Origin of the sequence: Paraburkholderia panacisoli, from assembly GCF_008369935.1 — a bacterium.
Classification (GTDB): domain Bacteria; phylum Pseudomonadota; class Gammaproteobacteria; order Burkholderiales; family Burkholderiaceae; genus Paraburkholderia; species Paraburkholderia panacisoli.
Map to the genome: position 1 here is coordinate 92,226 of NZ_VTUZ01000012.1, position 26,816 is coordinate 119,041.

General features: G+C 64.8%; 23 protein-coding genes, 1 tRNA gene and 3 pseudogenes. 8 read left to right on the plus strand and 19 right to left on the minus strand.

What is annotated here, in order from left to right:
* Nucleotides 1-253 precede the first annotated feature (253 nt).
* The 3 genes from FVF58_RS19450 (at nucleotide 254) to FVF58_RS19460 (ending at nucleotide 3,014) form a co-directional block, all read left to right on the plus strand.
* Complete coding sequence (locus FVF58_RS19450; RefSeq protein ID WP_246217122.1) at nucleotides 254-682, plus strand: energy transducer TonB family protein; 429 nt, start codon at nucleotides 254-256, stop codon at nucleotides 680-682.
* Between the two features lie 562 nt (nucleotides 683-1,244).
* Nucleotides 1,245-2,552, plus strand: a complete 1,308-nt coding sequence (locus tag FVF58_RS19455) for an MFS transporter (protein WP_149671507.1) — start codon at nucleotides 1,245-1,247, stop codon at nucleotides 2,550-2,552.
* 282 nt (nucleotides 2,553-2,834) lie between these two features.
* Nucleotides 2,835-3,014, plus strand: a complete 180-nt coding sequence (locus FVF58_RS19460; RefSeq protein WP_149671508.1) for a hypothetical protein — start codon at nucleotides 2,835-2,837, stop codon at nucleotides 3,012-3,014.
* Between the two features lie 16 nt (nucleotides 3,015-3,030).
* On the opposite strand, the gene FVF58_RS54205 is transcribed toward FVF58_RS19460, so the two are convergent.
* A complete protein-coding gene (locus tag FVF58_RS54205) occupies nucleotides 3,031-3,162 on the minus strand; it encodes a hypothetical protein (RefSeq protein WP_277873534.1) in 132 nt (43 codons plus the stop codon).
* A 696-nt stretch (nucleotides 3,163-3,858) separates the two neighbouring features.
* Nucleotides 3,859-4,863, minus strand: coding sequence for a lipopolysaccharide heptosyltransferase I (gene waaC / locus FVF58_RS19465; RefSeq protein ID WP_149671509.1), 1,005 nt, complete (start codon nucleotides 4,861-4,863; stop codon nucleotides 3,859-3,861).
* 206 nt (nucleotides 4,864-5,069) lie between these two features.
* Here waaC and FVF58_RS19470 point away from each other — a divergent pair, with 206 nt between their 5' ends.
* Nucleotides 5,070-6,512, plus strand: a complete 1,443-nt coding sequence (locus FVF58_RS19470; RefSeq protein ID WP_149671510.1) for a chloride channel protein — start codon at nucleotides 5,070-5,072, stop codon at nucleotides 6,510-6,512.
* A gap of 252 nt (nucleotides 6,513-6,764) precedes the next feature.
* Here the strand turns inward: FVF58_RS19470 and FVF58_RS19475 are convergent, their stop codons facing one another.
* Nucleotides 6,765-7,076 (minus strand): YXWGXW repeat-containing protein, encoded by a 312-nt coding sequence (locus tag FVF58_RS19475; protein ID WP_149671511.1) that lies wholly within the window; start codon nucleotides 7,074-7,076, stop codon nucleotides 6,765-6,767.
* Nucleotides 7,077-7,288: 212 nt separating this feature from the next.
* Here FVF58_RS19475 and FVF58_RS51490 point away from each other — a divergent pair, with 212 nt between their 5' ends.
* Nucleotides 7,289-7,441, plus strand: a complete 153-nt coding sequence (locus FVF58_RS51490) for a hypothetical protein (protein ID WP_188130861.1) — start codon at nucleotides 7,289-7,291, stop codon at nucleotides 7,439-7,441.
* 33 nt (nucleotides 7,442-7,474) lie between these two features.
* Here FVF58_RS51490 and minE read toward each other — a convergent pair whose 3' ends face one another.
* From minE to FVF58_RS19530, 13 genes and pseudogenes are all read right to left on the minus strand, one after another.
* Nucleotides 7,475-7,729, minus strand: a complete 255-nt coding sequence (gene minE / locus FVF58_RS19480; protein ID WP_008922443.1) for a cell division topological specificity factor MinE — start codon at nucleotides 7,727-7,729, stop codon at nucleotides 7,475-7,477.
* Between the two features lie 14 nt (nucleotides 7,730-7,743).
* Entirely contained in the window at nucleotides 7,744-8,559 is an 816-nt protein-coding gene (gene minD, locus FVF58_RS19485; RefSeq protein WP_149671512.1) for a septum site-determining protein MinD, read from the minus strand.
* A 104-nt stretch (nucleotides 8,560-8,663) separates the two neighbouring features.
* Nucleotides 8,664-9,491 (minus strand): septum site-determining protein MinC, encoded by an 828-nt coding sequence (gene minC, locus FVF58_RS19490; protein ID WP_149671513.1) that lies wholly within the window; start codon nucleotides 9,489-9,491, stop codon nucleotides 8,664-8,666.
* Nucleotides 9,492-9,703: 212 nt separating this feature from the next.
* On the minus strand, nucleotides 9,704-10,237 hold the full coding sequence (locus FVF58_RS19495) for a GNAT family N-acetyltransferase (protein WP_149671514.1): 534 nt from the start codon (nucleotides 10,235-10,237) through the stop codon (nucleotides 9,704-9,706).
* A 182-nt stretch (nucleotides 10,238-10,419) separates the two neighbouring features.
* On the minus strand, nucleotides 10,420-11,205 hold the full coding sequence (map, locus tag FVF58_RS19500; protein WP_149671515.1) for a type I methionyl aminopeptidase: 786 nt from the start codon (nucleotides 11,203-11,205) through the stop codon (nucleotides 10,420-10,422).
* 453 nt (nucleotides 11,206-11,658) lie between these two features.
* A complete protein-coding gene (locus FVF58_RS54755; protein WP_425468954.1) occupies nucleotides 11,659-11,922 on the minus strand; it encodes a class I SAM-dependent methyltransferase in 264 nt (87 codons plus the stop codon).
* 8 nt (nucleotides 11,923-11,930) lie between these two features.
* Nucleotides 11,931-12,578, minus strand: a pseudogene (locus tag FVF58_RS54760) (SAM-dependent methyltransferase); the annotation flags it as partial.
* 107 nt (nucleotides 12,579-12,685) lie between these two features.
* A pseudogene (locus FVF58_RS19510) lies at nucleotides 12,686-13,426 on the minus strand (DUF1365 domain-containing protein); the annotation flags it as partial.
* Between the two features lie 116 nt (nucleotides 13,427-13,542).
* Nucleotides 13,543-14,523: an NAD(P)/FAD-dependent oxidoreductase gene (locus FVF58_RS19515; protein ID WP_425468956.1), complete on the minus strand. Its 981-nt coding sequence runs from the start codon at nucleotides 14,521-14,523 to the stop codon at nucleotides 13,543-13,545.
* A pseudogene (locus FVF58_RS54765) lies at nucleotides 14,524-14,850 on the minus strand (FAD-dependent oxidoreductase); the annotation flags it as partial.
* A gap of 350 nt (nucleotides 14,851-15,200) precedes the next feature.
* Nucleotides 15,201-15,290: transfer RNA gene (locus tag FVF58_RS19520), tRNA-Ser, on the minus strand.
* A gap of 145 nt (nucleotides 15,291-15,435) precedes the next feature.
* On the minus strand, nucleotides 15,436-16,731 hold the full coding sequence (serS, locus tag FVF58_RS19525; protein WP_149671516.1) for a serine--tRNA ligase: 1,296 nt from the start codon (nucleotides 16,729-16,731) through the stop codon (nucleotides 15,436-15,438).
* 157 nt (nucleotides 16,732-16,888) lie between these two features.
* Nucleotides 16,889-18,202 carry a replication-associated recombination protein A gene (locus FVF58_RS19530; protein WP_149671517.1) on the minus strand — a complete coding sequence of 438 codons (1,314 nt, stop codon included), beginning with the start codon at nucleotides 18,200-18,202 and terminating at the stop codon, nucleotides 16,889-16,891.
* Between the two features lie 345 nt (nucleotides 18,203-18,547).
* Between FVF58_RS19530 and cytX the strand changes: the two genes are divergently transcribed.
* Nucleotides 18,548-19,864 carry a putative hydroxymethylpyrimidine transporter CytX gene (gene cytX, locus FVF58_RS19535; protein WP_149671518.1) on the plus strand — a complete coding sequence of 439 codons (1,317 nt, stop codon included), beginning with the start codon at nucleotides 18,548-18,550 and terminating at the stop codon, nucleotides 19,862-19,864.
* Nucleotides 19,865-19,980: 116 nt separating this feature from the next.
* Here the strand turns inward: cytX and speB are convergent, their stop codons facing one another.
* Nucleotides 19,981-20,970: an agmatinase gene (gene speB, locus FVF58_RS19540; protein ID WP_149671519.1), complete on the minus strand. Its 990-nt coding sequence runs from the start codon at nucleotides 20,968-20,970 to the stop codon at nucleotides 19,981-19,983.
* A gap of 170 nt (nucleotides 20,971-21,140) precedes the next feature.
* Between speB and FVF58_RS19545 the strand changes: the two genes are divergently transcribed.
* The gene (locus FVF58_RS19545) at nucleotides 21,141-22,061 is read left to right on the plus strand and encodes a LysR family transcriptional regulator (RefSeq protein ID WP_149671520.1); all 921 of its coding nucleotides are present in this window, start codon (nucleotides 21,141-21,143) and stop codon (nucleotides 22,059-22,061) included.
* 108 nt (nucleotides 22,062-22,169) lie between these two features.
* Here FVF58_RS19545 and lolA read toward each other — a convergent pair whose 3' ends face one another.
* Both lolA and FVF58_RS19555 read right to left on the minus strand, forming a co-directional pair.
* The gene (gene lolA, locus FVF58_RS19550) at nucleotides 22,170-22,904 is read right to left on the minus strand and encodes an outer membrane lipoprotein chaperone LolA (RefSeq protein ID WP_149671521.1); all 735 of its coding nucleotides are present in this window, start codon (nucleotides 22,902-22,904) and stop codon (nucleotides 22,170-22,172) included.
* 235 nt (nucleotides 22,905-23,139) lie between these two features.
* Nucleotides 23,140-25,449, minus strand: coding sequence for a DNA translocase FtsK (locus FVF58_RS19555; protein ID WP_149671522.1), 2,310 nt, complete (start codon nucleotides 25,447-25,449; stop codon nucleotides 23,140-23,142).
* Nucleotides 25,450-25,784: 335 nt separating this feature from the next.
* Between FVF58_RS19555 and trxB the strand changes: the two genes are divergently transcribed.
* Nucleotides 25,785-26,786, plus strand: a complete 1,002-nt coding sequence (trxB, locus tag FVF58_RS19560; RefSeq protein ID WP_149671523.1) for a thioredoxin-disulfide reductase — start codon at nucleotides 25,785-25,787, stop codon at nucleotides 26,784-26,786.
* The last annotated feature ends 30 nt before the right edge of the window (nucleotides 26,787-26,816 follow it).

The window sequence follows — 26,816 nt, forward strand, 5'->3', positions numbered from 1 at the left end:
GCGTGTTTGCGCCGCCGACCAATCCGCTTATATTTCCGGCTATTACAGCGGCTCGCGCTGCGCATTGAGGGCGAACGCCAATTGCATCCTGGCGTTTTTTTACTACCATCAAAGCAAGCCCCCTCCGTGCTTTTCGCCGACCATGCTCACCCTTCACCGCCACCTTCTCCGCCTGTCCGGACGCTTCTCCGCGCGCGCGAGCGCAGAGTCGTTGTGCACGCATCGCGCGCTGCTAACCGCGGCATTAGCCGTCATGGTGACCGGTTGCACGATCACGCTGCCGCCGCATGAGCCCGTCGTGAGCACGCCGCCGGCCGCCGTCAACAGCGCGACGCTCGACCAGTATCGCGACGCGGTCGCGAGGCGCATCGTCGAACGCAATCCTTCCTATGTGTTGCGCGGCACACCGCAGGCAATGCTGCGCTCGCTGGTGGTGGTGTCGTTCACGGTGGATCGTAATGGGCACGTGGTGCAGTCGTCGGTCTATCGCACCAATGGCGACGACGAGGCCGAGAGCACCGCACTCGCCTCGCTGCGCCGTGCAGCGCCGCTGCCGTTGCCGCCCGGCAAGCTGCTCAATGGCCGTGGCCAGCTCGAACTGTTCGAAGACTGGCTGTTCAACGACGACGGCAAATTCCAGTTGCGCGAACTAGCGTCGCCGCAAGCGCAAGCGATCGACTAAAGACGCCTCGTCGCTTACCGGTGACTGCACCGCGTGCGTCACTGAGGCCTCGTAACGGCCTCACCGCCCGCCACCATCGTTACGCCGCCATTGCTGCCCAATAGCCGCGCTCGCTATAATTTTTCGATTGCCCGCGCCGGAGCTTTCCGGCATGGCTCACGCTGCCCGCATACCCGTCGGCGCGGCGCGACGCCGATTTCAGCGCCGCCGCGCCATCCGCGAGCGCCGCCCGCTTGATGCGCGATGCCTCACGCCTGACGGCTCACGCCCGACGGCCAGCGCGGCGGGCCAGACCCGCCACCTTGTTATCCGCACGCGTCACCCAACCCGCTTGGCGATTCGCCCGGCAACCCGCGTTCGACAATCCGCCGGCATGGCCGCGTTCGCGCGCGAGCCGCGCCGGCTGCCATTGCAAGCTGTTGCACCGCCGCGCCTCGCGTGGCTGCACATCAGCCCGCCAGCGGCATCGAGCGTGGGAATGTAAACAAAGATGCCGCCACGGCGTGCGCGACCGACCTCAACGCACGGCGCCCGGCGGCCTTACGACACACGGAGACCCTGCATGTCCACATCGCCGATTTCCTCGGCTCAGCCCAATACGAGCGGGCAAAACAGCAGCGCGCGGATCATCTTCGCGAGCTTCATCGGCACCGCGATCGAGTTCTACGATTTCTACGTCTACGCGACCGCCGCGGCGCTCGTCATCGGACCGGTGTTTTTCCCGCATAGCTCGGCCACGGCTCAGGCCTTGTCGGCGTTCGTCACGTTCGGCATCGCGTTCGTCGCACGGCCGATCGGCTCGTTCCTGTTCGGCCACTTCGGCGATCGGATCGGCCGTAAATCGACGCTGGTCGCTTCGCTGCTGGTGATGGGCCTGTCGACCACGCTGATCGGCTTCGTGCCGGGCTACGACTCGATCGGCAGCCTCGCGCCGATCCTGTTGTGCGTGTTGCGCTTCGGCCAGGGTATCGGCCTTGGTGGCGAATGGGGCGGCGCGGCACTGCTCGCCACCGAAAACGCGCCGGCCGGCAAGCGTGGCTGGTTCGGCATGTTCCCGCAGCTCGGGCCGTCGATCGGCTTTCTCGCGTCCAACGGATTGTTCTTCGCGCTGGCCGTGTCGTTGAGCGACGAGCAATTCCGCAGCTGGGGCTGGCGCGTGCCGTTCATCGTCAGCGCGGTGCTGGTCGTGCTCGGCTTGTACGTGCGTCTGAAAATCGCCGAGACGCCGGCGTTCCAGGCCGCCATCGAGCGTAAGGAACGCGTCAAGGTGCCGATCGCCACGCTGCTGTCGCAACACTGGCTGCCCACCCTGCTCGGCGCGCTCGCGATGGTGGTCTGCTACACGCTGTTCTACAACGCGACCACGTTCTCGCTGTCGTATGGCGTGTCCGTGCTGCACATTCCACGGCAGACGTTCCTCGGCCTGCTGTGCGTCGCGGTGGTGTTCATGGCGCTCGCCACGCCGCTGTCGGCACGCGCGAGCGACCGCTTCGGACGCAAGCCGGTGCTGATCGTCGGCATCATCGCGGCGATCCTGTCGGGCTTCACGATGGCGCCACTGCTCGGCAGCGGAGAAACGCCGCGGGTGCTGCTGTTCCTCGTGATCCAGCTGTTCCTGATGGGTGTGACCTTCGCGCCGATGGGCGCGCTGTTGCCGGAGCTGTTTCCGACCAACGTGCGTTACACCGGCGCGGGCGTGTCATATAACCTCGGCGGGATCCTCGGCGCATCGGTCGCGCCGTATATCGCGCAGGTGCTCGCCGCGCACGGCGGGCTGCCGTGGGTGGGCGCGTATGTATCGGTGGCCGCGGCGGTGAGCCTGATCGGCGTGCTGTGCATGCGCGAAACGCGTGACGCGCGCTTGATGTGACGATGCGAGCCGCGGCGGCGCGATGATGCGGCGGCGCGGCAACGCATTGAATGCGGTGACTTGCGGCGGTGATCGTCGACGCTGATCGTCAGCGCTGATCGTCGCCCCCTGCGCCCGACCCGATGCCCCCGGCGCATCCATTGCGCGCCGTGGCGGCATCGGCGGGACGCCTCCTTGCTCGCTGCCTATCCAGCATGCCTACGTTAATCCCCTGGTATTGCGCGCCTTTTTGACTTGCCTATACTCGATTCCAATAACCCTAAGGCAAGCAGGGAGGTTCGGATGAACGTTCATCTTCATAACGCGGACATCGTGATGATCATCGCGCTGGCGCTGCTGGGCGCCTTGCTGCTGGCATTGCGCTTTCGTCCGGCGAGCTGGAAGGGCATCGTGCTGGAAGCGCTGGCTGCGAACGCGGCTGCCATTGCCGCGGTAGTCGCGTTCGAGATGCTGGTGGCTTGAACGGCTTCAGCGGGTCTTAGCGGTAGTAATAGCCGCCGTGATGATAGTAGCCGCCGCCGTAGTAGCCAGGCGCCGGAGCGACGATGCAGCCGCCGAGTGCGGTTGCGAGGAGCGTGCCGGCGGCGAGAGTCAGAATCAAGCGTTTCATATTGTTCTCCATCGAGTCAGATTCATTCGAGCCAAACCCCGAATGACCCGATTGAACACGACAAGCCCTCGCACGAACGTTGCCATTTGTAAGGGAAGATCACCAAGGTGTTACATCGACGGTGGATGAAAACCACCGAATCGAAAGGCTTTGGGCGATGCGTTCACATCGGCGGAAAACACCGCCTATACTGCTTTCAACGCGCCCATGCGGCGCATGCCTTGCTGGCGCGGTGTACACGGCTCGGGCGCTGCGCGTGAGTAGCGGATTCGAGCGGCGCCGAGGCCGTGATTCGTGTGAAGACGGCGCGTGAATGTAACGGCGCGCTCAACGAAAAGCGACAGATTTAACAGGCGTGTAATGCGCGCAGCGAACCTCGCGCTGGTGCTTAGTGGGGTTATCGGCGCGGCCCGAACGGCGCGATCACGCATTTGCGCGTCTCGCCTGTGGGATGAAGAATCGTTGAATCCGGCGACCATATATGGCCGTTGGCTTTGACACGGAGCGGGCATCCGCGGCAGGTCGCTTCGCCGAGCACCGTTCTTCGCAACAAACGATTTCCTCTCCGCCCGCTGTTCCCCGACACGGGCGCTTTCGGAGGCGTTACGTGGCAGCGCTCATTTGACCGGGCGATCTACGCGTCACGCCTCTTTTCTTTTTGAGCAAACGATTGCGCGACAGCGCGAAGAGCAACGCTCAGCCGACGGTCGAGCGTTGCCGCGCGGCCGACTCCAGCGGCTCGCTGAGCACGTAGTTGATCGCCGCAAGCGTGGCGCTGATCGGCGGCACCGACTGGCCGTCGCCGACCGAGATCGAGCGGTACGGCGATTCGACGCCGCAATGCGACGGCGACGTCGCCATGAAGATCATCACGGTGCGCTTCTGCAACGCGTGGGCAAGATGGACGAAGCCGGTATCGGTGCCGACCACCAGCGAGCATGCGTCGATCATCTGTGCGATCTCGGTCACGCTCATCTTCGGCAGCACGGTCGAGTTCGGCACCTGCGCGGCGATCTGCTCCGCTTCGGCGCGCTCGCCGGCGGAACCCCACGGCAAGACCACGCGAAAGCCCCGCTCGGCCAGCTCGCGACCCACCGCCACCCAATGAGTGAGCGGCCACTTCTTGTCGTCTTTGGAGGTGGCGTGAAAGAATGCCGCGACCGGCGCGCTCCCGGACTCGAACGGCTCGCGCACCGGCTCGGGCAGACGCAGGTTGTAAATGGGCGGCCCTTCGACCTCGTAGCCGAGCGCCTCGCCTGCGCTGATCCGCATGCCATGCCACGCATTGCCTTGCGGACGCGGGCCGAACCGCCCGGTGTACGCGAATGCGGCGCCCCGCTCCCCCAAATCCTGGGACTGGTAGCCGATGCGCCGTGACGAGCGCGCGAGGAACGCGATGATCGCGCTCTTGTAGACGCCGTGAATGTCGATAATGAAGTCGTAGCGATACGCCCGCAAATCGGCGATGGACGCCCAGATCGCCTTCAGATCGCCCCAGCGGCGTGCCTTCTTGAAGCGCCGCAGCGGCGCGCACAGCACGCGGTCGACGCTTTCGCTCCAATGCACCAGTTCGGCGAATGCTTCGTCGGCCGCCCAATCCACCTGCACGCCCGGAAACGCGCGCTTGATATCGGCGACGACCGGCAGCGCCTGCACGATGTCGCCGAGCGAAGTGACCTTGACGATAAGGACTCGCTTCATCAATGACCTGTGAGTTGTTCGAAGAACACGCAATTTTAGCCGACAATTGTAATATTCCGTGCCGGCACGGGCAGCGCAATCTCAATACGGCGCATTACATGCCGCCGCTGATCTCCTGCGATTATGCGACATTTCACAAAGCTTTCACACCGGTTAGCCGGTGCTGCGCGCTTTATACTTCACCCTTTGCGCCAGCACACACGCCTATGTCCCGGCCGTTCTCCCTAGGTTCTTCCGCAATCACGCGTCGCGCGAGACGCCTTTGGCGGCAGTACGGCATCTTCTGGCTCGGCGCGATCGCGGTCGGCCTGGGCGCGGTGCTGTATGCGCGCTTGATCGACTGGGGCTACGCCGAGTTCCGCACCCTGCAGCACCGGTTCGTATGGGCGCCGTTGTTCGTCACGCCCGCGGTCGCAGCGCTCGCCGTGTGGCTCACGCGCACCTTCTTTCGCGGCGCCGAGGGCAGCGGCATTCCGCAGGTGATCGCCACGCTCCATTCGAAACCAGGCGAATACGGTGCGCGGTTGTTGTCGTTCCGGATTCTGTTCGGCAAGATCGCGGTGTCGTTTCTGGGGATACTGGGCGGCTTCACCATCGGCCGCGAAGGACCGACCGTGCAGGTCGGCGCGGCGCTGATGTTCAATCTGCGCAGGCTCTACCCACGCTCGAACGCACTGATCGAACGGCAGCTCGTGCTGGCCGGCGCGGCCGCCGGCTTGTCCGCCGCGTTCAATACGCCGCTCGCCGGAATCGTGTTCGCGATCGAAGAACTGACGCGCAGTTTCGAGGCGCGCGCGAGCGGCGTGCTGATCACCGCGATCATCATCGCGGGCGTGATCGCGCTCGGGCTGAACGGTAACTACACCTACTTCGGCACGATCCAGATCGGCGTGCACTTTCCCGACCTGCTCGCGCTCGCGGTGCTGCTCACGGCAGTCGTCACCGGCATAGCGGGCGGCGTGTTCGCCTGGCTGCTGCTGAATACCGCGCGCTGGATTCCTGCGCCGCTGCGTCAACTGCATGGCGAGCGGCCGGTCGTGTTCGCCGCGTTGTGCGGTTTCACGATCGCGGTGGTCGGGCTGATTTCGGGCGGCACGACGTTCGGCAGCGGCTATGCGGAAGCACGCGGACTGCTCGACGGCCATGAGCAGTTGTCGATGTTCTATCCGTTCCTGAAGATGATCGCGATGGTCGGCTCATACCTGCCCGGCATTCCGGGCGGCATCTTCGCGCCGTCGCTGTCGATCGGCGCGGGCTTCGGCAATCTGCTGCACATGGTGTTCGATTCGATGCAATTGCCGATGCTGATCGCGCTTGCGATGGTCGGCTATCTGGCCGCTGTCACGCAGTCGCCGATCACGTCGTTCGTGATCGTGATGGAGATGATCGACGGCCATGCGCTGGTGATTTCGCTGATGGCCACCGCGTTGATCTCGAGCCGCGTGTCGCGTTTCTTCGCGCCGCCGCTGTACGAGTCGCTGGCGCAGCGCTATATGGCGCCGCTGCCGAAACCGGCGCCCGCGCCGGTGCCTGAAGTGCCTGAAGTCGAGGCGCCTGAGGTGTCCGACGTCGAGGCATCGGAAACGGCGGCGCCACGCGTCGACGGCGAAACGCGTGCTGATGACGACGCCGCAGCGCCGCGTCAGTAGACGACCACGCGCGGCACGTGCACATACATCGGCCGCACCGGTACGACGACGCAGCCGGCCAGCATGACCGCGAGCGCGGCGAGCAGAAGCAGATTCTTTTTCATCGGCGTGTTTCCTGGAATACATCGGCAGGCGCTACGCCGCGCGAACGGGCGCACGCGTGAAGCTTGTGCTGGAGACCGGTAGCGGCGATGGCAACGGCGACGCGCGGCGTCGAGCGCATCGTGTCACGCGCCGCTGCCGTCGGTTGCGTTACGCCCAGTGGCCCTGGACCCAGTGATAGTTCGGCCCATGCGAGACCCAGTGACCCGGAACCCAGTGATAGCCGATTCGTTCGGCCTGCCAGTGCCCCGCGGCCCACACGTAGCGGCCGTGATCCCAACGCCAGTGACCGTGGTCCCACACATAGCCGACGCGCGGCGCGGGCACCGCTTCGTAACGCACGGGCGGCGGCGCGGACGGTGCGATCACGACCACTTCGGCGGCCGACGCGGATGCCGCAGCGGCGACGCCGGCTGCGATCAATACGGTGTTGGCAAGCAGCAAGCGAAAGTTCTTGTTCATGATGCCCTCTCTGGTTGAACACCGAAACCGGCGTTATCCGTTTAATGCGCGAGGGCTGCTAGCGGCTGACTGCGGGCGTGTTACGGCGCAGGCTGAAGTGCAACGGATTATTTCGACTTGAGGCCGGGACGCGCGCGAAGCCGCGTGAGAGCGCACACGAAAGCAACGCGGTGAAACGAGGCCGCGAGTCGGTGCAGAGAAAACAACGGGGAATGAAACGACGAAGACACCACGCCCGAGACCACGCGGCAAAGACGATCGCCTCGGCGCTCGCGCACCCCACGGCGTCGCATTATCCGAACGCAACGCCGCGCGGCGCACTGCACATCAGCATCAACATCAACATGAATATCGACATCAACTGAAACCAACCGCAGAACCGATCAGATCCTGAACGATCAAGCCTGCGGTATTTCGATCTTGACCTCGAGCACTTCGAGATCGTCCTGACGCTCGAGACTCACGCGAATATCGTCATCGGAAATTTTCACGTACTTCGAAATCACGGCTACCAGTTCGCGTTGCAACGCAGGCAGATAATCGGCGGGCGCGTGGCCGCCGGCGCGCTCGTGCGCGATGATCAACTGCAGGCGTTCCTTCGCTACCGACGCGGACTTCTTCTTCTCGCCCAGCAAAAACGAAAGAATCGACATTACGTGCGCTCCCCTTACTTGGTGCCGAAGAGGCGCTGCAGCAGCCCGGGCTTCTGGTAATCGGTAAAGCGAAGCGACTTCTGCTCGCCGAGGAAACGCGACACGACATCCTTATAGGCTTCGGCCACGTCGGTGCCGTCCAGATGCACGGCGGGCAGACCCTGGTTCGACGCGTGCAGCACCGCTTCCGATTCCGGAATCACGCCGATCAGATCGATGCGCAGAATTTCCTGGATGTCGGTGAGCGACAGCATTTCGCCTTCGCTGACGCGCTTCGGGTTGTAGCGGGTAATCAGCAGGTGTTCCTTGATCGGCTCCCTGCTTTCGATCGCGCGCTTGGTCTTCGACGACAGGATGCCGAGAATGCGATCCGAGTCGCGCACCGACGACACTTCCGGGTTGGTCACGATCAGCGCTTCGTCGGCGAAGTGCATCGCGAGCAGCGCGCCCGACTCGATGCCGGCCGGCGAATCGCAGACGATGTATTCGAAGTCCATTGCGATCAGATCGTTGATGACCTTCTCGACGCCTTCCATCGTCAGCGCGTCCTTATCGCGCGTCTGCGACGCCGGGAGGATAAAGAGGTTCTCGCACTTCTTGTCCTTGATCAGCGCCTGGTTCAGATTGGCTTCGCCCTGGATCACGTTGATCAGGTCGTACACCACCCGGCGCTCGCAGCCCATGATGAGGTCGAGGTTACGCAGGCCGACGTCGAAGTCGATCACGGCGGTCTTGCTGCCACGCAGTGCGAGGGCCGATGCAAAACTCGCGCTCGTGGTCGTCTTACCCACGCCACCCTTGCCCGAAGTCACCACAATGATTTTTGCCATTACCCTTACCTTGTGTTCGTCAAATTCATCAATTATGTGCGGCCATATTTGCCGTGAAACGCCGCGCGCGAGATTCGTTCAGCGCAGCGCCCGTTTCCTGGCGCTCAGGTGAGCCGCAGCGGTTCGATCATCAGCTTTTCTTCTTCGAGCCAGATCTGCACCGGCTTGCCGAGCACGTCGGACGGCAGCGGGTTCTCGGTCGTTCGATAGATGCCCGCGATCGAGATCAGTTCCGGTTCGAGACACGTGCAGAAAATACGCGCGTCGTGATTGCCCTGCACGCCGGCCAATGCCCGGCCGCGCAACGGCGCGTAAATATGGATGTTGCCTTCCGCGATCACTTCCGCGCCGTAGCTCACGAGACCGAGCACGACCAGATCGCCCTTCGCGTAGATGCGCTGGCCGGAGCGCAGCGGCTTGTCGACCACCATCGTTTGCGACGAGGTGGCGAGGCGCACGGGCTCAGCGGCGGGAGTGGGCTCGACTGCGGCGGCCGCGGCCGGCGTGACGGCGGCTGCAGGTGGTGCGGCGGCTGCCGTGTCCGCGCTCGGGCCGTTGACGGCTTGCGCGTCCGCATTGGCGCTGTCCTCATCGGCCGCCTTCGATGCAGCGCCGCGACGATCGCGCGCTTCGAGCAGCGGCAATGCCGATTCAGCCGCCCACGTCTGCTGCGCGTTGGCCACCACGCCGACGGGCCGCATGCGCACGCTGTCGAGCAGTTGCGCGATGTCGCCAAGCGGCACGCGCTCGTTTGCGGCGAGGCGGCGCACGTCGATTGCGACGACGTCGTTAGCGAAGAATTCAGGGGTCGCCTCGAAGCGCCGCGTCAGCTCGGCACGCATGGCGTCGAGGTCGGTTGTCTTGACCACGAACAGCAGCGTATCGACAGCGCCGCTGCGCAGTTCGAAAAAGGGTGATTTCTTGGGCGACATAGCGTTCGGCAAAAAATTTTGCGTATTTTACAGGCGTCCACGCGCGCGGCGAGCTTTTTTGCCGGAACAGTGAGCCACCTCGATTGCGGCGCGGCCAGGCCCGCGCCATTCAGACCACGCAGCCGCCGATGACCGCGCTCGATCGCTCGAGCAAGATCGCGGAACAGACGCGCAGGGGAATCGAGCGGCACGCTGTTGCGCCGCTCGCGAGATCACTGCTGGGACACCTGGGACGTGCCCGGCACGTGGCGCACCAGCAGACTTTCGATCTGCTCGGGCGCACGTGCGACGCGGCGATGCTCGCCGGTCTGATTGAAACCGAGCGCCTCGTAAAAGCGCATCGCATTGCGGTTGGCGTCGGCGACCCACGCGAAGATTTCCGTGGCGCCTTCAGCGGCTAGCCAGCTCCCGGCCGTGTCGACCAGCAGTTCGCCGCCACGCAGATGACGCACGGCCGGCGCCACCCACAACTCGCAGACGAACGCGCGGCGCGCCGCGGTGTCGTCGAAGTGCGCTTCGATCAGGCCGGCCGGATGGCCTTCGGTGTACAGGATGAAGGTGCTGGTGGAAACCGACACCGCGCGATCCGCGGCGGTGGCGTCGAAACTGGCGACATCCGCCGACAACGCGTCCTCGAGCGTCGCGCCGAAGGCATAGGGCGCCTCCCGCAACGACGCAGTACGGAGTTCGCGAAAAACGGCGCCCTGGTCAGCGGCGATACGGCGAACGGTCAATGACGGACTCATGCAGACGAAAACCCCTTGAAACCCTAAGACGTAGCTTTAACCGAACCGGCGCGCGAGTCAAATCATTATTGACACGATTGCACCGCTGCACGAAGTGTGGCTATGCGACGCGCACAACCGGGCGGCATGTCTGCGCCGCGCCGCGAGTATCGCAAGGCGCGCGCTCGGCCCGCTCGATGTGCTCACGGTGCTTCGTAGCCGCCGGTGCCGTCCGGCCACGGCGTCAGCAGTTCATAGCCGTCGTCGGTCACGGCGATCATGTGCTCCCATTGCGCCGACAGCGAGCGGTCCTTGGTGACCACGGTCCAGCCGTCGCGCTGCACCGTGGTGCCCGCGCGGCCCGCATTGATCATGGGCTCGATCGTGAAGACCATGCCCGGCTTCAGACGCACGCCCTGCCCCGGTTGGCCGTAATGCAGCACCTGCGGGTCTTCGTGATAGACCTTGCCGATGCCGTGCCCGCAGTAGTCGCGCACGATCGAGAAGCCATCGCGCTGCGCCACTTTCTGGATCGCGTAGCCGACGTCGCCGAGCGTCGCGCCCGGCTTCACTTCGCGGATGCCGGCGAGCATCGCCTCGTAGGTCGTGTCGACCAGCTGGCGCGCCACCGTGCTCGGCTGGCCCACGCAATACATACGGCTGGTGTCGCCGAAGTAGCCGTCCTTGATGATCGCGACGTCGATGTTGATGATGTCGCCGTCCTTCAGGACTTCGTTGCGATTCGGAATGCCGTGGCACACCACCTGGTTGACCGACGTGCAGACCGTCTTGGGAAACCCCAGGTAGCCGACATTGGCCGGAATCGACTTTTGCGTGTTGACGATGTAGTCGTTGCACAGCGCGTCGAGCTCTTCGGTGGAAACGCCGGCCTTGACGTGCTCGCCGATCATTGCCAGCACGTCGGCCGCGAGGCGGCCGGAAATGCGCAGCTTGGCGATGTCGTCGGGGGACTTGTAGGTAATGGCCATGAATTCAGTCGATGTGGGTCGGATGGGGTTCGATGTTCAGCGCATGCCGAGCCGCCGCGAGCGGCCCGGCAAATCACGCTCACACCGGCGATCACCCGACCAATTGTACAGAGGATCGCCACGGGACCCGGGCAAAACGGGCTGAACGGAGTCGCAGCGTGATTTTATTAGACGCTGGGCCGGGGTTGGAAAGTGCGACGCGCTGCATGTCGGGGCGTGTTGCCGGCGCACGAGGAAACCACTTTTGATGGCTTGCAAGCCGGTTCGCCGCCGCTCACGGATTTGCTTCGTTGGCTTCGTGAAGGCGTTGCGCTCGCGCTTGTTCTTCCCGGAACACGCGGCCTTTCTCATAACAACGGAAGCTCGTTCAAGTCCGCGATTTGCGTAAAGGCGTGCGCGAACGCTGGCTGCTGATCCGTCGGCGCCGCGAGGACGCGCTTCTCGGTTGGCATCTCAGTCGGCCTTCGCCAGAACGAACTGCATCACGTCCGTGCGTCCTTCGTCGAAGCCCGCTTCGCAGTACGCCAGATACAGCCGCCACGTGCGCACGAAAATCTCGTCGAAGCCCTGCGCACGGATCGGCTCGATCTGCATTTCGAAAGCGGACCGCCAACGACGCAAGGTCTCCGCGTAGTCGCGGCCGAACACAAGCGACCTGTGCGCCACCAGCTTGCCGCCCTGCGCGGCAGCGGCAAAACGCTGCGGACTCGGCAGCATGCCGCCCGGAAAAATGCACTCGCGAATGAAGTCGCTCGTCGCGCGATAAGCGGCGAAGTGCGAGTCGTCGATCCGTGATGGTCTGCACCAAAGCGCACGCGCGCCCGAGCGTATTCGAGCTGCGCCGGCGAGATCGTCACGCCATGCACATGGATGCCCTGGCGCGCAGCGTGCATCGCGAAGCCGCCCCATCCGCAGCCTATCTCCAGCACGCGCATGCCCGCGCGCAAACCGAGGGTATCGAGGATGCGTCGATACTTCGCATGCTGTGCATCTTCGAGCGATCGCTGGAAGTCGCCGTCGAACACCGCGCCCGAATAGGTGAAGCCAGGGTCCAGCCAGCGCGCGTAGAACGCATTGCCGATGTCGTAGTGCGCGTGAATATTGCGCCGGCTGCCCGAGCGCGTGTTGGCTCGCAACCGGTGACGCAAGCCGTACCAGAGCCGCGCGAGCCAGCCGCCGGACACCGTGCGTTGCAACCCGCGCTCATTGCGGATCGCGACGTGCAACAGCGCGACGAGATCGGGCGTGTCGACCCAGAACGCGCGCCACGCGTCCGCGAAACCGATATCGCCTTTGCGCAGGATCGCGCCGCACGCGCGCCAGTCATGCAACTCCAGACGCGCACCCGGCGCCGCGTGCGGATCGCCGAACACGCGCTGCTGGCCGTCGGGCGTGACGAGGACCAGATGCCCGGCCTGAATCCGTTCGAGCAAGGACAGAAACAGACGGACTGCGCGGCGGCAGACGTTTGCCCGGCTGCGGGTTGGTCGATGCAAGCGTCGGCGGTGCGTGCCGGCGCGGGATGCTTGCCGTAGAACGGCGCATTCTTCAAAGCGAGGCGCAGCGCCTGCCAGTGAATTCGCACGATGACACCGGCTGTCAGGAGCGGCTGACGCATCAGCGCGGCGCATGCGCTCGCGCGTGTCAGCGGCTCAAGGCGGCCGCCCAACGCTGTGCGGATCAACAGACCGTCGGCGTCATGGTCATCGATCGACACGGCCGCTCTGCCCAGGCCTTCCCTGACGCGGAACGTATAGCCGCCTTCCACGCGGCAAAACGGCGATACATGCAGCACTTTCCGACACATGAGCTGTGTGTCGGCGGTGATCGGCACGTTGCGTGGCGCGCTGAGCAGATAGCGGTGGCGCTCGCCGAAGGTGTTGCGCACTTCGGCGAGCAGCGCGCGCAACTGGCCGTCGCGGTCGTGACAGAACCAGAAGCTGACCGGGTTAAACGCGTAGCCGAACACGCGCGGAAAAGCCGGTAGCCAGATGCGGCCGCCCGCTTCCTCGATGCCTGCCGCCGAGAGTTGCGCGCGCATCCATGCGGCCAGATCGCTGCCGTCGCGCGGACCGTGGTCGCGTCGATGCAGGCTGAGCGGCCGCCAACGGTCGATGCCGAACCAGCCGCGATCCAGCGACGCCAGCCGGTCCAGATCGCATCGCACATAGAACACTGGGTACGTGAAGCGATGCGGCTTCGGCCGCAGAAGCTCGTGCATCACGTGGCTTGTCAGCAGCCAGGCCGAGGGGGCGAGGTCCGCTGTGACGTTTGCCGTGACGTTTGCTGTGATGCTCGTTGCAACGCTGCTCACAGGCTTCGCGCGAGTGATGGACTTCATAGCCCGGCCCAATCCGGCAATGCGTTGAAATCCGCAGCGACACGCAGTGTCGGTTTCAGACCGTCCTCGTGAAAGCCGTAGCCCGTCCACGCGCCCGCGAACCATGTGCGGCGCTTGCCTTGCAATGACGGCAAGCGATGCTGTGCATCGATCGCGGCGAGATCGAACTGCGGATGGTCGTAGTGAAAGCGGCGCGACTCAGTGCCGGGCGCAGGCGATGTCACGGGATTGAACGTGACGACGAGCGGCGTGTTGAATGGCAGCGGCTGCAACTGATTGACCAGATAGCTGACGCAGACCGGATGCGAACCGTCGCGGCCGCGCGTGCCGAGATAGTTCCACGCCGACCACACACGCTGACGACGCGGCAGCAGCGTCGTATCGGTATGCAGCACGGCGAGATTCGGCTGATAACGCACCGCGCCCAACACGCTGCGCTCGTCCTGATCGGCGTCTTCGACCAGGCGCAAGGTGGTCGGCCCGTGGGTGGCGAGCACCAGCGCGTCGAAGCGCTCGACGCCGTCGCCGGTATAGACGTCGATGCCATCGGCCGAGCGCCGCACGCCTCGCACGGGAATGCCGATGCGAACGTCATCGAGCGTGCTCATGATGCGCGCCACGTACTCCCGTCCGCCGCCGCTCACGGTGCGCCACTGCGGCCGGCGGTTCACCTGCAGCAACGCGTGATTCAGACAGAAGCGCAGGAAGGTGGTGGCCTGGAATGCGAGGATGTCGGCGGTGGCGCTCGACCAGATTGCGGCGGCCATCGGCAGCAGATAGTGCCGCTGGAACGCGCCGCCGTAGTCGCCGGCCGTCAGCAGTTCGCCCATCGACGCGCGCGTGCGCGTCGCGATTTCGAGGTTCTGCTCGGCGCCCCGATTGAACCGCCTGATGTCGCGCAGCATACCGATGAAGGTCGGCGAAAACAGATTGCGACGCTGCGCGAAGACCGTGTTCAGACTGTGGTGCCGGCCCATTCCAGACAGCCATTGTCGAGCGAGACCGAGAAGCTCATTTCGCTCGGATGCGACTGGATGCCGAGTTCGCTGAACAGCGCGATCAGGTTCGGATACGTGCGGTCGTTGAACACGAGGAAGCCGGTGTCGACCGGATGCGTGTGGCCGTCGAACGTGACGTCGACGGTGTGGGTGTGGCCGGCCCGCATAGTCGGCCGATTCGAACAGCGTGACGCGGCATTGACGCGCCAGCAGATACGCGCTCGCCAAACCCGAGATGCCCGCGCCGACGACCGCGATCCGAGAGCCGCAGGGCAGCGATGAGGTCGTCGGTGCGGGAGGGGTCATGGCGCGTGTCCTGATCGAGGGACGCGCGCGCTCTTACCTGGTTAGCGAGGTCTGATGCGGCGGGGTTGCGCGTCCTTGAGGGGATTTACGCAGCGGGGGCGGGAATGGATGCAGAGGTGGATTGGCGTGGATGACGCTTACATGCATGCATGCCTGATCGAGTCGACGATATCGATGCTGCTGGCAATTTCTCGCGCATCGTTGCATGCCACCGGGTGATGACAGTCGAATCGCATCGGTGAATCGAACTGCTATACCGACCGCAGCGACCTTGCCGAAAACCACGCGATGATTCGCCGCCGCAAAAGCAAAACCCCCGCAAAACTTTCGCTTTGCGGGGGTTTTAAATTTGGCGGAAAGGGTGAGATTCGAACTCACGGTACCCCTAAAGGTACACTGGATTTCGAGTCCAGCGCATTCGACCACTCTGCCACCTTTCCGTGTTTTCCAACTCGCAGCAATGAAGCTGCTCTGTCAGAACCAAGCGGGTCGTTGCTTGGGAGAGAAAGATTATAGAACAGCTAAATCGGATTTCCAAGCCCCTCATCAAAAAATTTTCAGAGGGACCTGGCAGCCGGCGAGCGTTCAGCCCGCCTTCACTTCCAGCCGCTCCACGCCGCCGAGGTAAGGCCGCAGCGCCGCCGGCACCGTCACCGAACCGTCGGCGTTCTGGAAGTTCTCCAGCACAGCCACGAGCGTGCGACCCACCGCCAGACCCGAACCGTTCAGCGTGTGCACCAGCTCCGGCTTGCCTTGCGCATTGCGATAACGGGCCTGCATCCGGCGCGCCTGGAACGACTCCGTGTTCGAGCAGCTCGAAATCTCGCGATAGGTGTTCTGCGCCGGCACCCACACTTCCAGGTCATAGGTCTTCGCAGCCGAGAAGCCCATATCGCCCGTGCACAACGTGATCACGCGATACGGCAGCTCCAGCTTCTGCAAAATCGCCTCGGCGTGGCCGACCATCTGCTCCAGCGCGTCATACGACGCTTCCGGCGCGACGATCTGCACCATCTCGACCTTGTCGAACTGATGCTGGCGGATCAGGCCACGCGTGTCGCGCCCATACGAGCCCGCTTCCGAGCGGAAGCACGGCGAATGCGCGGTCAGCTTGATCGGCAGCGCGTCGGCTTCGACGATGCTGTCGCGCACCGTGTTGGTCAGCGAAATCTCCGACGTGGAGATCAGGTACTGCGTGACCGTGTTCTCGTCACCGCCCTTCTCGACGCGGAACATGTCGTCGGCGAATTTCGGCAACTGGCCGGTGCCGTACAGAATCTCAGGATTCACGATGTACGGCGTGTACACCTCGGTATAGCCGTGCTGCTGCGTATGCGTGTCGATCATGAACTGCGCGAGCGCGCGATGCAGCCGCGCGATCTGTCCGCGCAGCAGCGTGAAACGCGCGCCCGACAGCTTCGCGCCGGTTTCGAAGTCGAGTCCGAGCGGCGTGCCGACATCGACGTGATCCTTCACCTCGAAGTCGAACTGGCGCGGCGTGCCCCAGCGGCGCACTTCGACATTGCCGGCTTCGTCGTCGCCGACCGGCACGCTTTCATGCGCGAGGTTCGGCACGCCTTGCAGCAGGTCGGACAGACGCTTCTGGATATCGTCGAGCCTGGCCGCCGACGCCTTCATCTCGTCGCCGATGCCGCCGACTTCGGCCATCACCGCCGAGGTGTCCTCGCCCCGCCCTTTCATCGCGCCGATCTGCTTCGACAGGCTGTTGCGGCGCGCCTGCATTTCTTCGGTACGGGTCTGGGTGTCGCGGCGTTCCGCTTCGAGCGCGGTGAACGCCGCCGCGTCGAAGGTATAGCCGCGGTCGGCGAGGCGCCTGGCGACGCCGTCGAGGTCTTTGCGCAGCAGCTGAATGTCGAGCATGGGATGGGACGGGTGTTCGTTGTATGAAGGGAGGATTTTAGCGCACCGGCGCGCGCGGCCGGTGCGTTACATGGTCGACGCGCGGCGGATCGCCGGCCCGGCGTCGAAAGCAAAGCAACGCAAGTGCGACTCGACACGACGCAAGCGCCGGAAAAGCTCAGCCCTTCTTGCGCTTGTTCTCGCTGCGCCATTGCGCATCCAGCTCGGCCAGACGCGCCATCTTGTCGCCGATCTTGCCCTCGAGACCGCGCGGCGTCGGCTCGTACCAGTGCGGATCGCGCATGTTGTCCGGCAGATAGGTCTCGCCGGCCGCGTAGGCATCGGGCTCGTCGTGCGCGTAGCGGTACTCGTGGCCGTAGCCGAGTTCTTTCATCAGCTTGGTCGGCGCGTTGCGCAGATGCACCGGCACGCCGCGCGACTGATCCTTGCTGACGAAGCGGCGCGCTTCGTTATACGCGTTGTACCCGGCGTTCGACTTCGGCGCGACTGCCAGGTAAATGATGGCCTGCGCCAACGCCAGTTCGCCTTCGGGCGTGCCGAGGCGCTCGTAAGTTTCGGCGGCGTCGAGCGCGATGCGCGCGGCGCGCGGATCGGCGAGGCCGATGTCCTCCCACGCCATGCGCACGATGCGGCGCGCCAGATAACGCGGGTCCGCGCCGCCGTCGAGCATCCGGCAGAACCAGTACAGCGCGCCGTCCGGGCTGCTGCCGCGCACCGATTTATGCAGCGCGCTGATCTGGTCGTAGAATGCGTCGCCGCCTTTGTCGAAGCGGCGCAGATTTTCCGCGAGCGCGCTGCCGAGCAACGCGCCGTCGATCTCCGTGGTCTTTTGCTGCGCGGCCGCGCGCGCGACGATTTCGAGGTTGTTCAGCAGCTTGCGGCCGTCGCCGTCGGCGGAACCGATCAGCGCGTCGCGCGCTTCGTCGGTGAACGTGAGGCCGCCCAGTTCCTGCTGCGCGCGTTCGAGCAGTTCGCGCTGCTCGTCGTCGGTGAGGCTTTTCAGCACGTAGACGGCGGCACGCGAGAGCAGCGCGCTGTTCACCTCGAACGACGGATTCTCGGTCGTCGCGCCGACGAACACGAACAGCCCCGACTCGACGTGCGGCAAGAACGCGTCCTGCTGGCTCTTGTTGAAGCGATGCACTTCGTCGACGAACACCAGCGTCTGATGGCCGTTCGCGCGATGAATCTGCGCGGTCTCGACGGCTTCGCGGATATCCTTCACGCCCGAGAGCACCGCCGACAACGCGATGAACTCGGCGTGAAACGCATCGGCCATGAGCCGCGCGAGCGTGGTTTTGCCGACGCCGGGCGGGCCCCAGAGGATCATCGAATGAGCTTCGCCGGATTCGAATGCGACTCGCAGCGGCTTGTTCGGGCCGAGCAGATGGGTCTGGCCGATCACTTCGTCGATATTGCGGGGCCGCAGGCGTTCGGCGAGCGGAACATTGGCACGGGTTTCTTCAAACATGACGTTTTGGGGATAATCTCGGCTTTCCGGACGCGGTCCCGTATGGTCCATATGGTCCGTTCGGTCCGTTTGGCCCGTATGAAGGCGGCGTGCTGCCGGATGAGCGCAAAGACGGCCCGCGAAGGTGCGGGCAACGTCCTGCATTATGACAGTGACGGCGTTCGGACGATGGCCGCGCCTCACGGTTGAATGACCCGGGCGGCGTCGCCCCGGAAAAAACTTGGCAATCAACGACGCAGCCGCGCAGGCAAAGGCCGATAACAACGGCCAGCGCGGCTGCGCCAGCAACCTAGCACACAGACCGTCAAGCGGCCTGGCAAGCAACACCAACAGGGACAAGACCAGATGGCACAAGATCCACTCGCCGGCGACGCCGGTTCCACCTACGCGCCGCTCACGCCGGTGCCCGACGCGCGCCGCGCGTTCCGCACCGGCGACGCGTTCGCGCTCTGGTTCTCGCTCGGCATCGGTCTGCTGGTCGCGCAGGCCGGCGCGCTACTGGTGCCGGGGCTCTCGCTGCCGCACGCGCTGCTGGCGATCGTGATCGGCAGTGTGATCGGCGTGGTGCTGCTGGCGCTGGCCGGCGTGATCGGCACGGACACGGGGCTCGCGGCGATGTCGTCGCTGCGTACGACGCTCGGCGTGCGCGGCGCGTCGGTGCCGGCGGTGTTGAACGCGGTGCAACTGGTCGGCTGGGGTTCGTTCGAGGTGATCGTGATGCGCGACTCCGCCGACGCCCTCGCCAAACAGGCGTTCGGCTTCTCGATGCCTCTGATCTGGACCGTGGTGTTCGGCCTGCTCGCGACGCTGCTGGCGATCAGCGGCCCGCTGTCGTTCGTACGGCGTTTTCTGCGCACCTGGGGCATCTGGCTGCTGCTCGCGGGCGCGGTGTGGCTCACGTGGAATCTGCTCGCACGGCACAACCTCGCGGAACTGATGCAACGTCCGGGCACGGGCGAGATGCCGTTCGGCGGCGCGATCGACCTGGTGGTGGCGATGCCGCTGTCGTGGCTGCCGCTGATCGCCGACTACACCCGCTTCGGCCGGCGTCCCGGCGAGACGTTCCGCGGCACGCTGCTCGGCTATGGGATCGCGAACATCTGGTTCTATGCGCTCGGCGCGGTGTATGGCCTCGCGGCCGGCGGCGGCGACGCGCTGCTGACCGGCGCGCTAGCCCAAGCCGGCGGCGGCTTCGCGCTGCTGCTGATCCTGATCGACGAAATCGACAACGCGTTCGCCGACATCCACTCGGCCGCCGTCTCGACCGGCACGTTCTGGACGCGCGGCAGCGTGCCGTTGTTGTCGGCGGCATTCGGCGCACTGTGTACGCTGATCGCGCTGCTCGTGCCGATGGCGAAGTATCAGAACTTCCTGCTGCTGATCGGCTCGGTGTTCGCGCCGTTGTTCGGCGTGGTGCTGATGGATCACTTCATCGTGCGCAAGCGCCGCATCGAAGCCGCCGCACTGGCCGACGTGCGTGGCCGCTATGGCTTCTCGGGCGGCTGGCATCTGAGCGCGTTCATCGCGTGGGCGATCGGCATCGCCGCGTATCAGGTGATCAATCAATGGCTGCCGAATCTCGGCGCGACGTTGCCGTCGCTGGTGATCGGCGCGGTGTGCTACTTCGTGTTCGTGTCGGCGCGCAAGACTGCTTACGCTTGACGCTTCGCGATGCGTTGTCTGCGCTAGTCGGTTGAAGAAGAAAAAGCCTGCGTTTGCAGGCTTTTTCTTTTGCGCGTGGCGCTTCAAAGATCACGCGCCATGCGACGCGGATCACTTTACCGCGCGGCCGCCCGATACTCGACGCCCGGCAGCACGCACAGCAATTCGAACGCGAGATTCGCGCCGAGCAGCGCGGTCGTGCCGAACGGATCGTACGGCGGCGCCACCTCGACCAGATCGCAGCCGACGATGTTCAACCCGCGCGCGCCGCGAATGATCTCCAGCGCCTGCGGCACCGTCAGCCCCGCGATCTCCGGCGTGCCCGTCCCCGGCGCGAAGGCCGGATCGATCCCGTCAATGTCGAACGTGATGTACACCGGGCCGTCGCCCATCCGCTCGCGCACGCGCGCCATCAGCGGCGCGAGCGACTGGTTCCAGCACGCCTCGGCCTGCACGACCTCGAAGCCCTGATCGCGGCACCAGTCGAAGTCTTCCGCCGCGTAGCCCGTGCCGCGCAGACCGATCTGCACTACCCGCTCGCAATCGAGCAGGCCCTCTTCGACCGCACGGCGAAACGGCGTGCCGTGCGCGATCTTCTCGCCCATCATGGTGTCGTTGACATCGGCATGCGCGTCGACGTGAATCAGGCCGACCTTGCCGTGCTTGCGATGAATCGCACGCAGGATCGGCAACGCGATGGTGTGATCGCCGCCGAGCGTGATCGGCGTGCAATCGTGCTGGAGAATTTCGTCATACGCGGTTTCGATGCGCGCGATCGAGTCGTGCAGGTTGTACGGATTGATCGCGACGTCGCCGAGATCGGCCACACGCAGCGAATCGAACGGCGCCGCGCGGGTCGCCATGTTGTACGGCCGCAGCAGCACCGATTCGCTGCGGATCTGGCGCGGCCCGAAGCGCGCGCCGGTGCGGTTCGACGTGCCGAGATCGAACGGCACGCCGACGAAGCACGCGTCAAACCCGGCGGCCGAGCCGACGTTCGGCAGCCGCATCATCGTCGCGATGCCGCCGCAGCGTGGCATTGCGTTGCCGGACAGCGGCTGCGGCCGTTCGCCGGCGTCGGGGGAAATGAAGGAGGAGGTATTCATCGTGGCTCGGCAATGAAAAAAGGGCGGCACGAGAAACGTGCGGACCGGCCCGAGGACAACGTAAAAACCGCCTCTTGCCGGGATGAATCCCGATTCTTGAGCAATTTTCCGGAACTTGAAATAGCGCCTCGCCGAACTTCACATCGATCGTGATCGATGTATGCTGACGCATGTTCTCCCAGCTCACTGACCTCGATCTGCGGCTGATCCGCGTGTTTCTCGCCATCGTCGACGCGGGCGGCGTCTCGCCCGCCCAGGCGACGCTCAACGTCGGCCAGTCGACCATCAGCACCCAGCTCGCCACGCTCGAAACGCGGCTGGGCTACCGGCTATGCGAGCGCGGCCGCGGCGGCTTCAGCCTGACCGCGCGCGGCGAGCAGTTCATCGAGGCCGCCCGCGGACTGCTGTCAGCGGTGGACACCTTCGGCATGCAGGCGCGCAACGTGGGCCGCAAGCTGGTCGGCACGCTCGACATCGGCATGATCGGGCACACGCCGGTATCGGCCAGCGCGCGCATCAGCGAGGCGATCGGCCGCTTTCGCGCGCGCGATCAGTCGGTGCGTTTCTCGATTCTGGTGCGCTCGCCGGGCGAGCTGGAAGAGTTGCTGCTCAACGGGCGGATTCAGATCGGCATCGGCTATTTCTGGCATCGCGTGCCATCGCTCGAATACACCGAGGTGTTCGCCGAAGATCAGTTCGCCTATTGCGCGAAAGGCCACCCGCTGTTCGCGCGGGCGGGCGACGTGTCGGCGGAAGAGGCCGCCCAGCATGAATGGGCGTGGCGCAGTTATCCGCTGCCCGAAGCAGAGAGTTCGACTACGCCGCAGAACGTCACCGCCGTGGCGGACAACATGGAAGCGGTCGCGATGCTGGTGCTGTCCGGGCATCACCTCGGCTATTTGCCGGGGCATTTCGCGTCGCCGTTCGTCGAGCAAGGGCTGCTTGCCGCGTTGAATCCGGCGCGCATGCGCTACCGGGTCGCGTTTCATATGGTCGCGCGGGCGCGGCAGCATCGAACGGATATCGTCGAAGCATTTATCGACGATATGAAAGCCGCCCATCCGCCGCAGGGTCTGGACGTAGACGAGTAGCGCATTTCCAGCCGCTTTGGACGGACGCCTTCGACAAGCGCCCAGCAATGAAAAAGCCGCGCTCGAAGCGCGGCTTTCCTTGCCTGCGAAACGACACCCGCAGCAGCCTTATCCGTTGATCACATCCGCGCCCTTCGGCACCGTGAACTTGAACGCATCGGCCGGCAGCGGCGGATTCTTCTGAATGTTCGAGAACGTGAGCAGCGTCACGTTGCCGAACACGTCGTGCAATTCCATCGCTTCCAGATTGCCGTCCTTGAAGCCGATGCCGACGCGTTGAAACTGCGTGTCCTTCGCCTTCGGCGTCAGTTCGAGCCAGTCGATGCCGGCCTTCACGCCCGCATCACGCAGCGTGAAGTTCTTGTCCAGATCGTTGCTGCCGAACAGGATCGCCGCCGGGCTCGCGCCGAGCGCGCCGCCGAGCGCGCGCACCGTCACCTGGTTCAGATCCTTGTCGTACACGTAGAGCTTGTCGCCGTCTGCCTGGAGCAGTTGTTCATAGGGCTTCTCGTACTGCCAGATGAACTTGCCGGGACGCGCGAACGTGAAGGTGCCGCTCGACGTGCCGGTCTTGCCCGCACCGCCGGTGGAGAGCGCGCCGCTCGCGCCCTGCGCCTTGCTCGGCGCACGCACTTCCTGCTGCACGAAGGTGCCGCGCGCCGAGTGGACTTGCGCGACGAACGTCTTTAGTTGTTCGGTGCCGCTCGCGAATGCCTGCGACGCGACGAGCACCGACGCGCCGATCGCCATTCCGGCGACGCTGCGCACGATCGTCCGCGCGAGTTGGCCGAAGCGGCTGGATTGAGCGCTCTGTCGAACGCGCTGCTGCGCGAATCGCTGCATATGATTTTCTCCCTTGAGTGAATTCGTTGAACGGCCGCGATGGGCGATGAGGAGGGGCGACGGCCGTTTGGCTTTGGTGGCGTGCTGCTGGTGCACGGCCCCGAGACTTGCCTCCGGGGCCGTATCCAACAGATTAGGGAGGCGCCCTTAAACGAGCCTTATGAATCCCGTGAGCCTCACTTGAGCTCTGACTCACTGCACCAGCGGCCTTACACACAGCGCAAGGCCCACCGGCCTATTCCGCTTCCCGCGCCGGCGCGAGAATCTCGCGATTGCCGTTCGACGACATCGCCGACACCACGCCCGAGTTCTCCATCTGCTCGAGCAAACGCGCGGCCCGGTTATAGCCGATGCGCAAATGCCGTTGCACCAGTGAGATCGACGCGCGGCGGTTCTTCAGCACCACGTCGACCGCCTGGTCGTACAGCGGATCCGACTCACCGTCGGTCGAACCGGCGCCCGCCGCGCCTTCCTCGCCGCCCTCGCCGGTCACGCCGCCTTCGAGAATGCCCTCGATGTAGTTCGGCTCGCCCTGCTCCTTGAGTTTGTCGACGACGCGATGCACCTCTTCATCCGACACGAACGCGCCGTGCACCCGCACCGGCAAGCCGCTGCCCGGCGGCAGATACAGCATGTCGCCCATGCCGAGCAGCGATTCCGCGCCCTGCTGGTCGAGAATCGTGCGCGAGTCGATCTTCGACGACACCTGGAAGGCCATGCGCGTCGGCACGTTGGCCTTGATCAGGCCGGTGATCACGTCCACCGACGGACGCTGCGTGGCGAGAATCAGATGGATGCCGGCCGCGCGCGCCTTCTGCGCGATCCGTGCGATCAACTCTTCGACCTTCTTGCCGACCACCATCATCAGGTCGGCCAGTTCGTCGATCACAACGACGATGTTCGGCAGGCGCGTGAGCGGCTCCGGATCGTCCGGCGTGAGGCTGAACGGATTCGGCAGCTTCTCTTCGCGCTTGGCCGCGTCGTCGATCTTGTGGTTGTAGCCGGCGAGGTTGCGCACGCCGAGCTTGCTCATCAGCTTGTAGCGCCGCTCCATTTCGGCGACCGCCCAGTTCAGCGCGTGACCGGCCTGGCGCATGTCCGTCACCACCGGACACAGCAGATGCGGGATGCCTTCGTAGACGCTCATTTCGAGCATCTTCGGATCGATCAGGATCATGCGGACCTGGTCGGCGCTCGCCTTGTAGAGCAGCGACAGGATCATCGCGTTGATCCCCACCGACTTGCCCGAACCGGTGGTGCCGGCCACCAGCAGGTGCGGCATCTTCGCGAGGTCGGCGCACACCGGCTTGCCGCCGATGTCCTTGCCGAGCCCCATGGTCAGCGGCGACGCGGCGTCCGCATAGACCGCCGAGCCGAGAATCTCCGACAGCGCCACGGTCTGGCGGCGCTGATTCGGCAGCTCCAGCGCCATGAAATTCTTGCCCGGAATCGTTTCGACCACGCGGATCGACACGAGCGACAGCGAACGCGCGAGGTCCTTCGCCAGACTGACGATCTGGCTGCCCTTCACGCCGGTGGCCGGCTCGATTTCATAACGCGTGACGACCGGCCCCGGATAGGCAGCGACCACGCTCACCTCGACACCGAAGTCCTTGAGCTTTTTCTCGATCAGACGCGACGTGAATTCCAGCGTATCGGCGGAGATGGTTTCCTGCGCGGCGGGCGCGGGGTCGAGCAGCGAGATGGGCGGCAACGTGGAGTCGCCGGGCAGATCGGTGAAGAGCGGCACTTGCCGTTCTTTCTCGACGCGCTCCGATTTGGCCGGTGTGACGAGCGGCGGCACGATCATGACCGGCTCGTGTTCCTCGATCCGCACGCGGCCCTTCTCGACCTTGCCTTCGCGCTTCACCGCGGCTGCTTCGCCGAGCTTGCGGTCGCGGCCGGCCTCGCGGCGCAGCTTCGCGAAGGTCACGGCGGAGATAATCGATTCGCCGACCTTCTCCGACACCGACAGCCACGAAAAACGGAAGTACAGCGACAAGCCGATGGCGAGCGCGATCAGCAAAGCGAGCGTGCCGCCGGTGAACCCCAGCGCATGCGACACCCCGCGCGCGACGGCCTCGCCGACCACACCGCCCATGGTGCCCGGCAACTGCACCTTCAGCGACCACATGCGCAACGCCTCGATGCCGCTGCACGCGAGCAGCACCAGCACGAACGCAAACGCGTCCGCCAGCCAGCCCACGCCGCGCGGCCCGGATTCCTGGTCGTCTTCGTGACGGGTGATGCGCCGGTAGTTGGCGGAAATGTGACGCCCGAGCAGCACGATCCACCAGTAGGCGGACAGGCCGAACAGCAGCAGCATGATGTCCGAGGTCCGCGCGCCGACGCGCCCCGCCCAGTTGGCGATATGGTCGGTCTGCGCGGAATGGGTCCAGCTCGGATCGTGCCTGCTGTAGCTGACGAGCGCCATTAGCAGGAACACGCCGAGCGCCACCTGCAGGATCCAGCGGATTTCGGTGAAAAGGCGCGACATGCGGTGCGGCAATGCCTGCGCGCTCGCGGAATAGGGAGCTTTTGCCATTGATCCTGTTGCGTGGGTAGCCGATTGCCGGCCGCAAACGCGGCCAGAGCCTCACCCAGCGGGCTTCGGCTCCGATCCCGGCGACCGGAAACTTCGATCGGGCCTATTGTAAACGCAGTGTCCCGCGCAAGGCTGTAAATGACGGTAACGAGGCCGATTGGCCACGGTGCCGCACCACGCGGGACCCGCGGCCATGCTATCGCGGTGATCGGAAAGCTTCATGGAGCAGCCTCGCGCCCCGCCCTTTATAATGCCGCACTGGCACCCATCTACAGTCTCAGCTCAAGTCGCACGGCCTCGCATGGGCGAGCCCGGCGCCGTATAAGGATTCAATCATGCCCGCAACTTCAACGAAACACGCCAAGGTTCTGATTCTCGGTTCCGGTCCCGCCGGCTATACGGCGGCGGTCTACGCGGCGCGCGCCAACCTCGCGCCGGTGCTGGTCACGGGCCTCGCCCAGGGCGGCCAGCTGATGACCACGACCGACGTCGAAAACTGGCCCGCCGACGCCAACGGCGTGCAAGGCCCGGAACTGATGACGCGCTTCCTGGAGCACGCCGAGCGCTTCAACACCGAAATCATTTTCGACCACATCCATACGGCCAAACTGGATGAGAAGCCGATTCGCCTGATCGGCGATTCGGGCGAATATACCTGCGACTCGCTGATCATCTCGACCGGCGCGTCCGCGCAGTACCTCGGCCTGCCGTCCGAAGAAGCGTTCATGGGCAAAGGCGTGTCGGCCTGCGCGACCTGCGACGGCTTCTTCTACAAGCAGCAGCACGTGGCGGTGATCGGCGGCGGCAACACCGCGGTCGAGGAAGCGCTGTACCTCGCCGGCATCGCGAAGAAAGTGACGGTGATCCATCGCCGCGACAAGTTCCGCGCCGAGCCGATCCTGATCGACCGTCTGCTGGCGAAGGAAAAGGAAGGCGTCGTCGAAATCAAGTGGAACCACACGCTCGACGAAGTGACCGGCGACCAATCCGGCGTGACCGGCCTGCGCATCAAGCACACGCAAACCGGCGAAACCACCGACATCGCGCTGCAGGGCCTGTTCGTCGCGATCGGCCACAAACCGAACACGGACATTTTCGAAGGCCAGCTGGAGATGAAGAACGGCTACATCATCACCAAGGGCGGCCTGAACGGCCTCGCGACCGCCACCAGCGTGCCGGGCGTGTTCGCCGCGGGCGACGTGCAGGACCACGTCTACCGTCAGGCGATCACCAGCGCGGGCACGGGCTGTATGGCGGCGCTGGACGCGCAGCGCTATCTGGAAACGATCAACGAGATGGCCGGCGAGCACGCGATGAGCCAGGAAGCCGACCGTTGATCGGCGGCGCTGAACGGCGACGGTAAAATG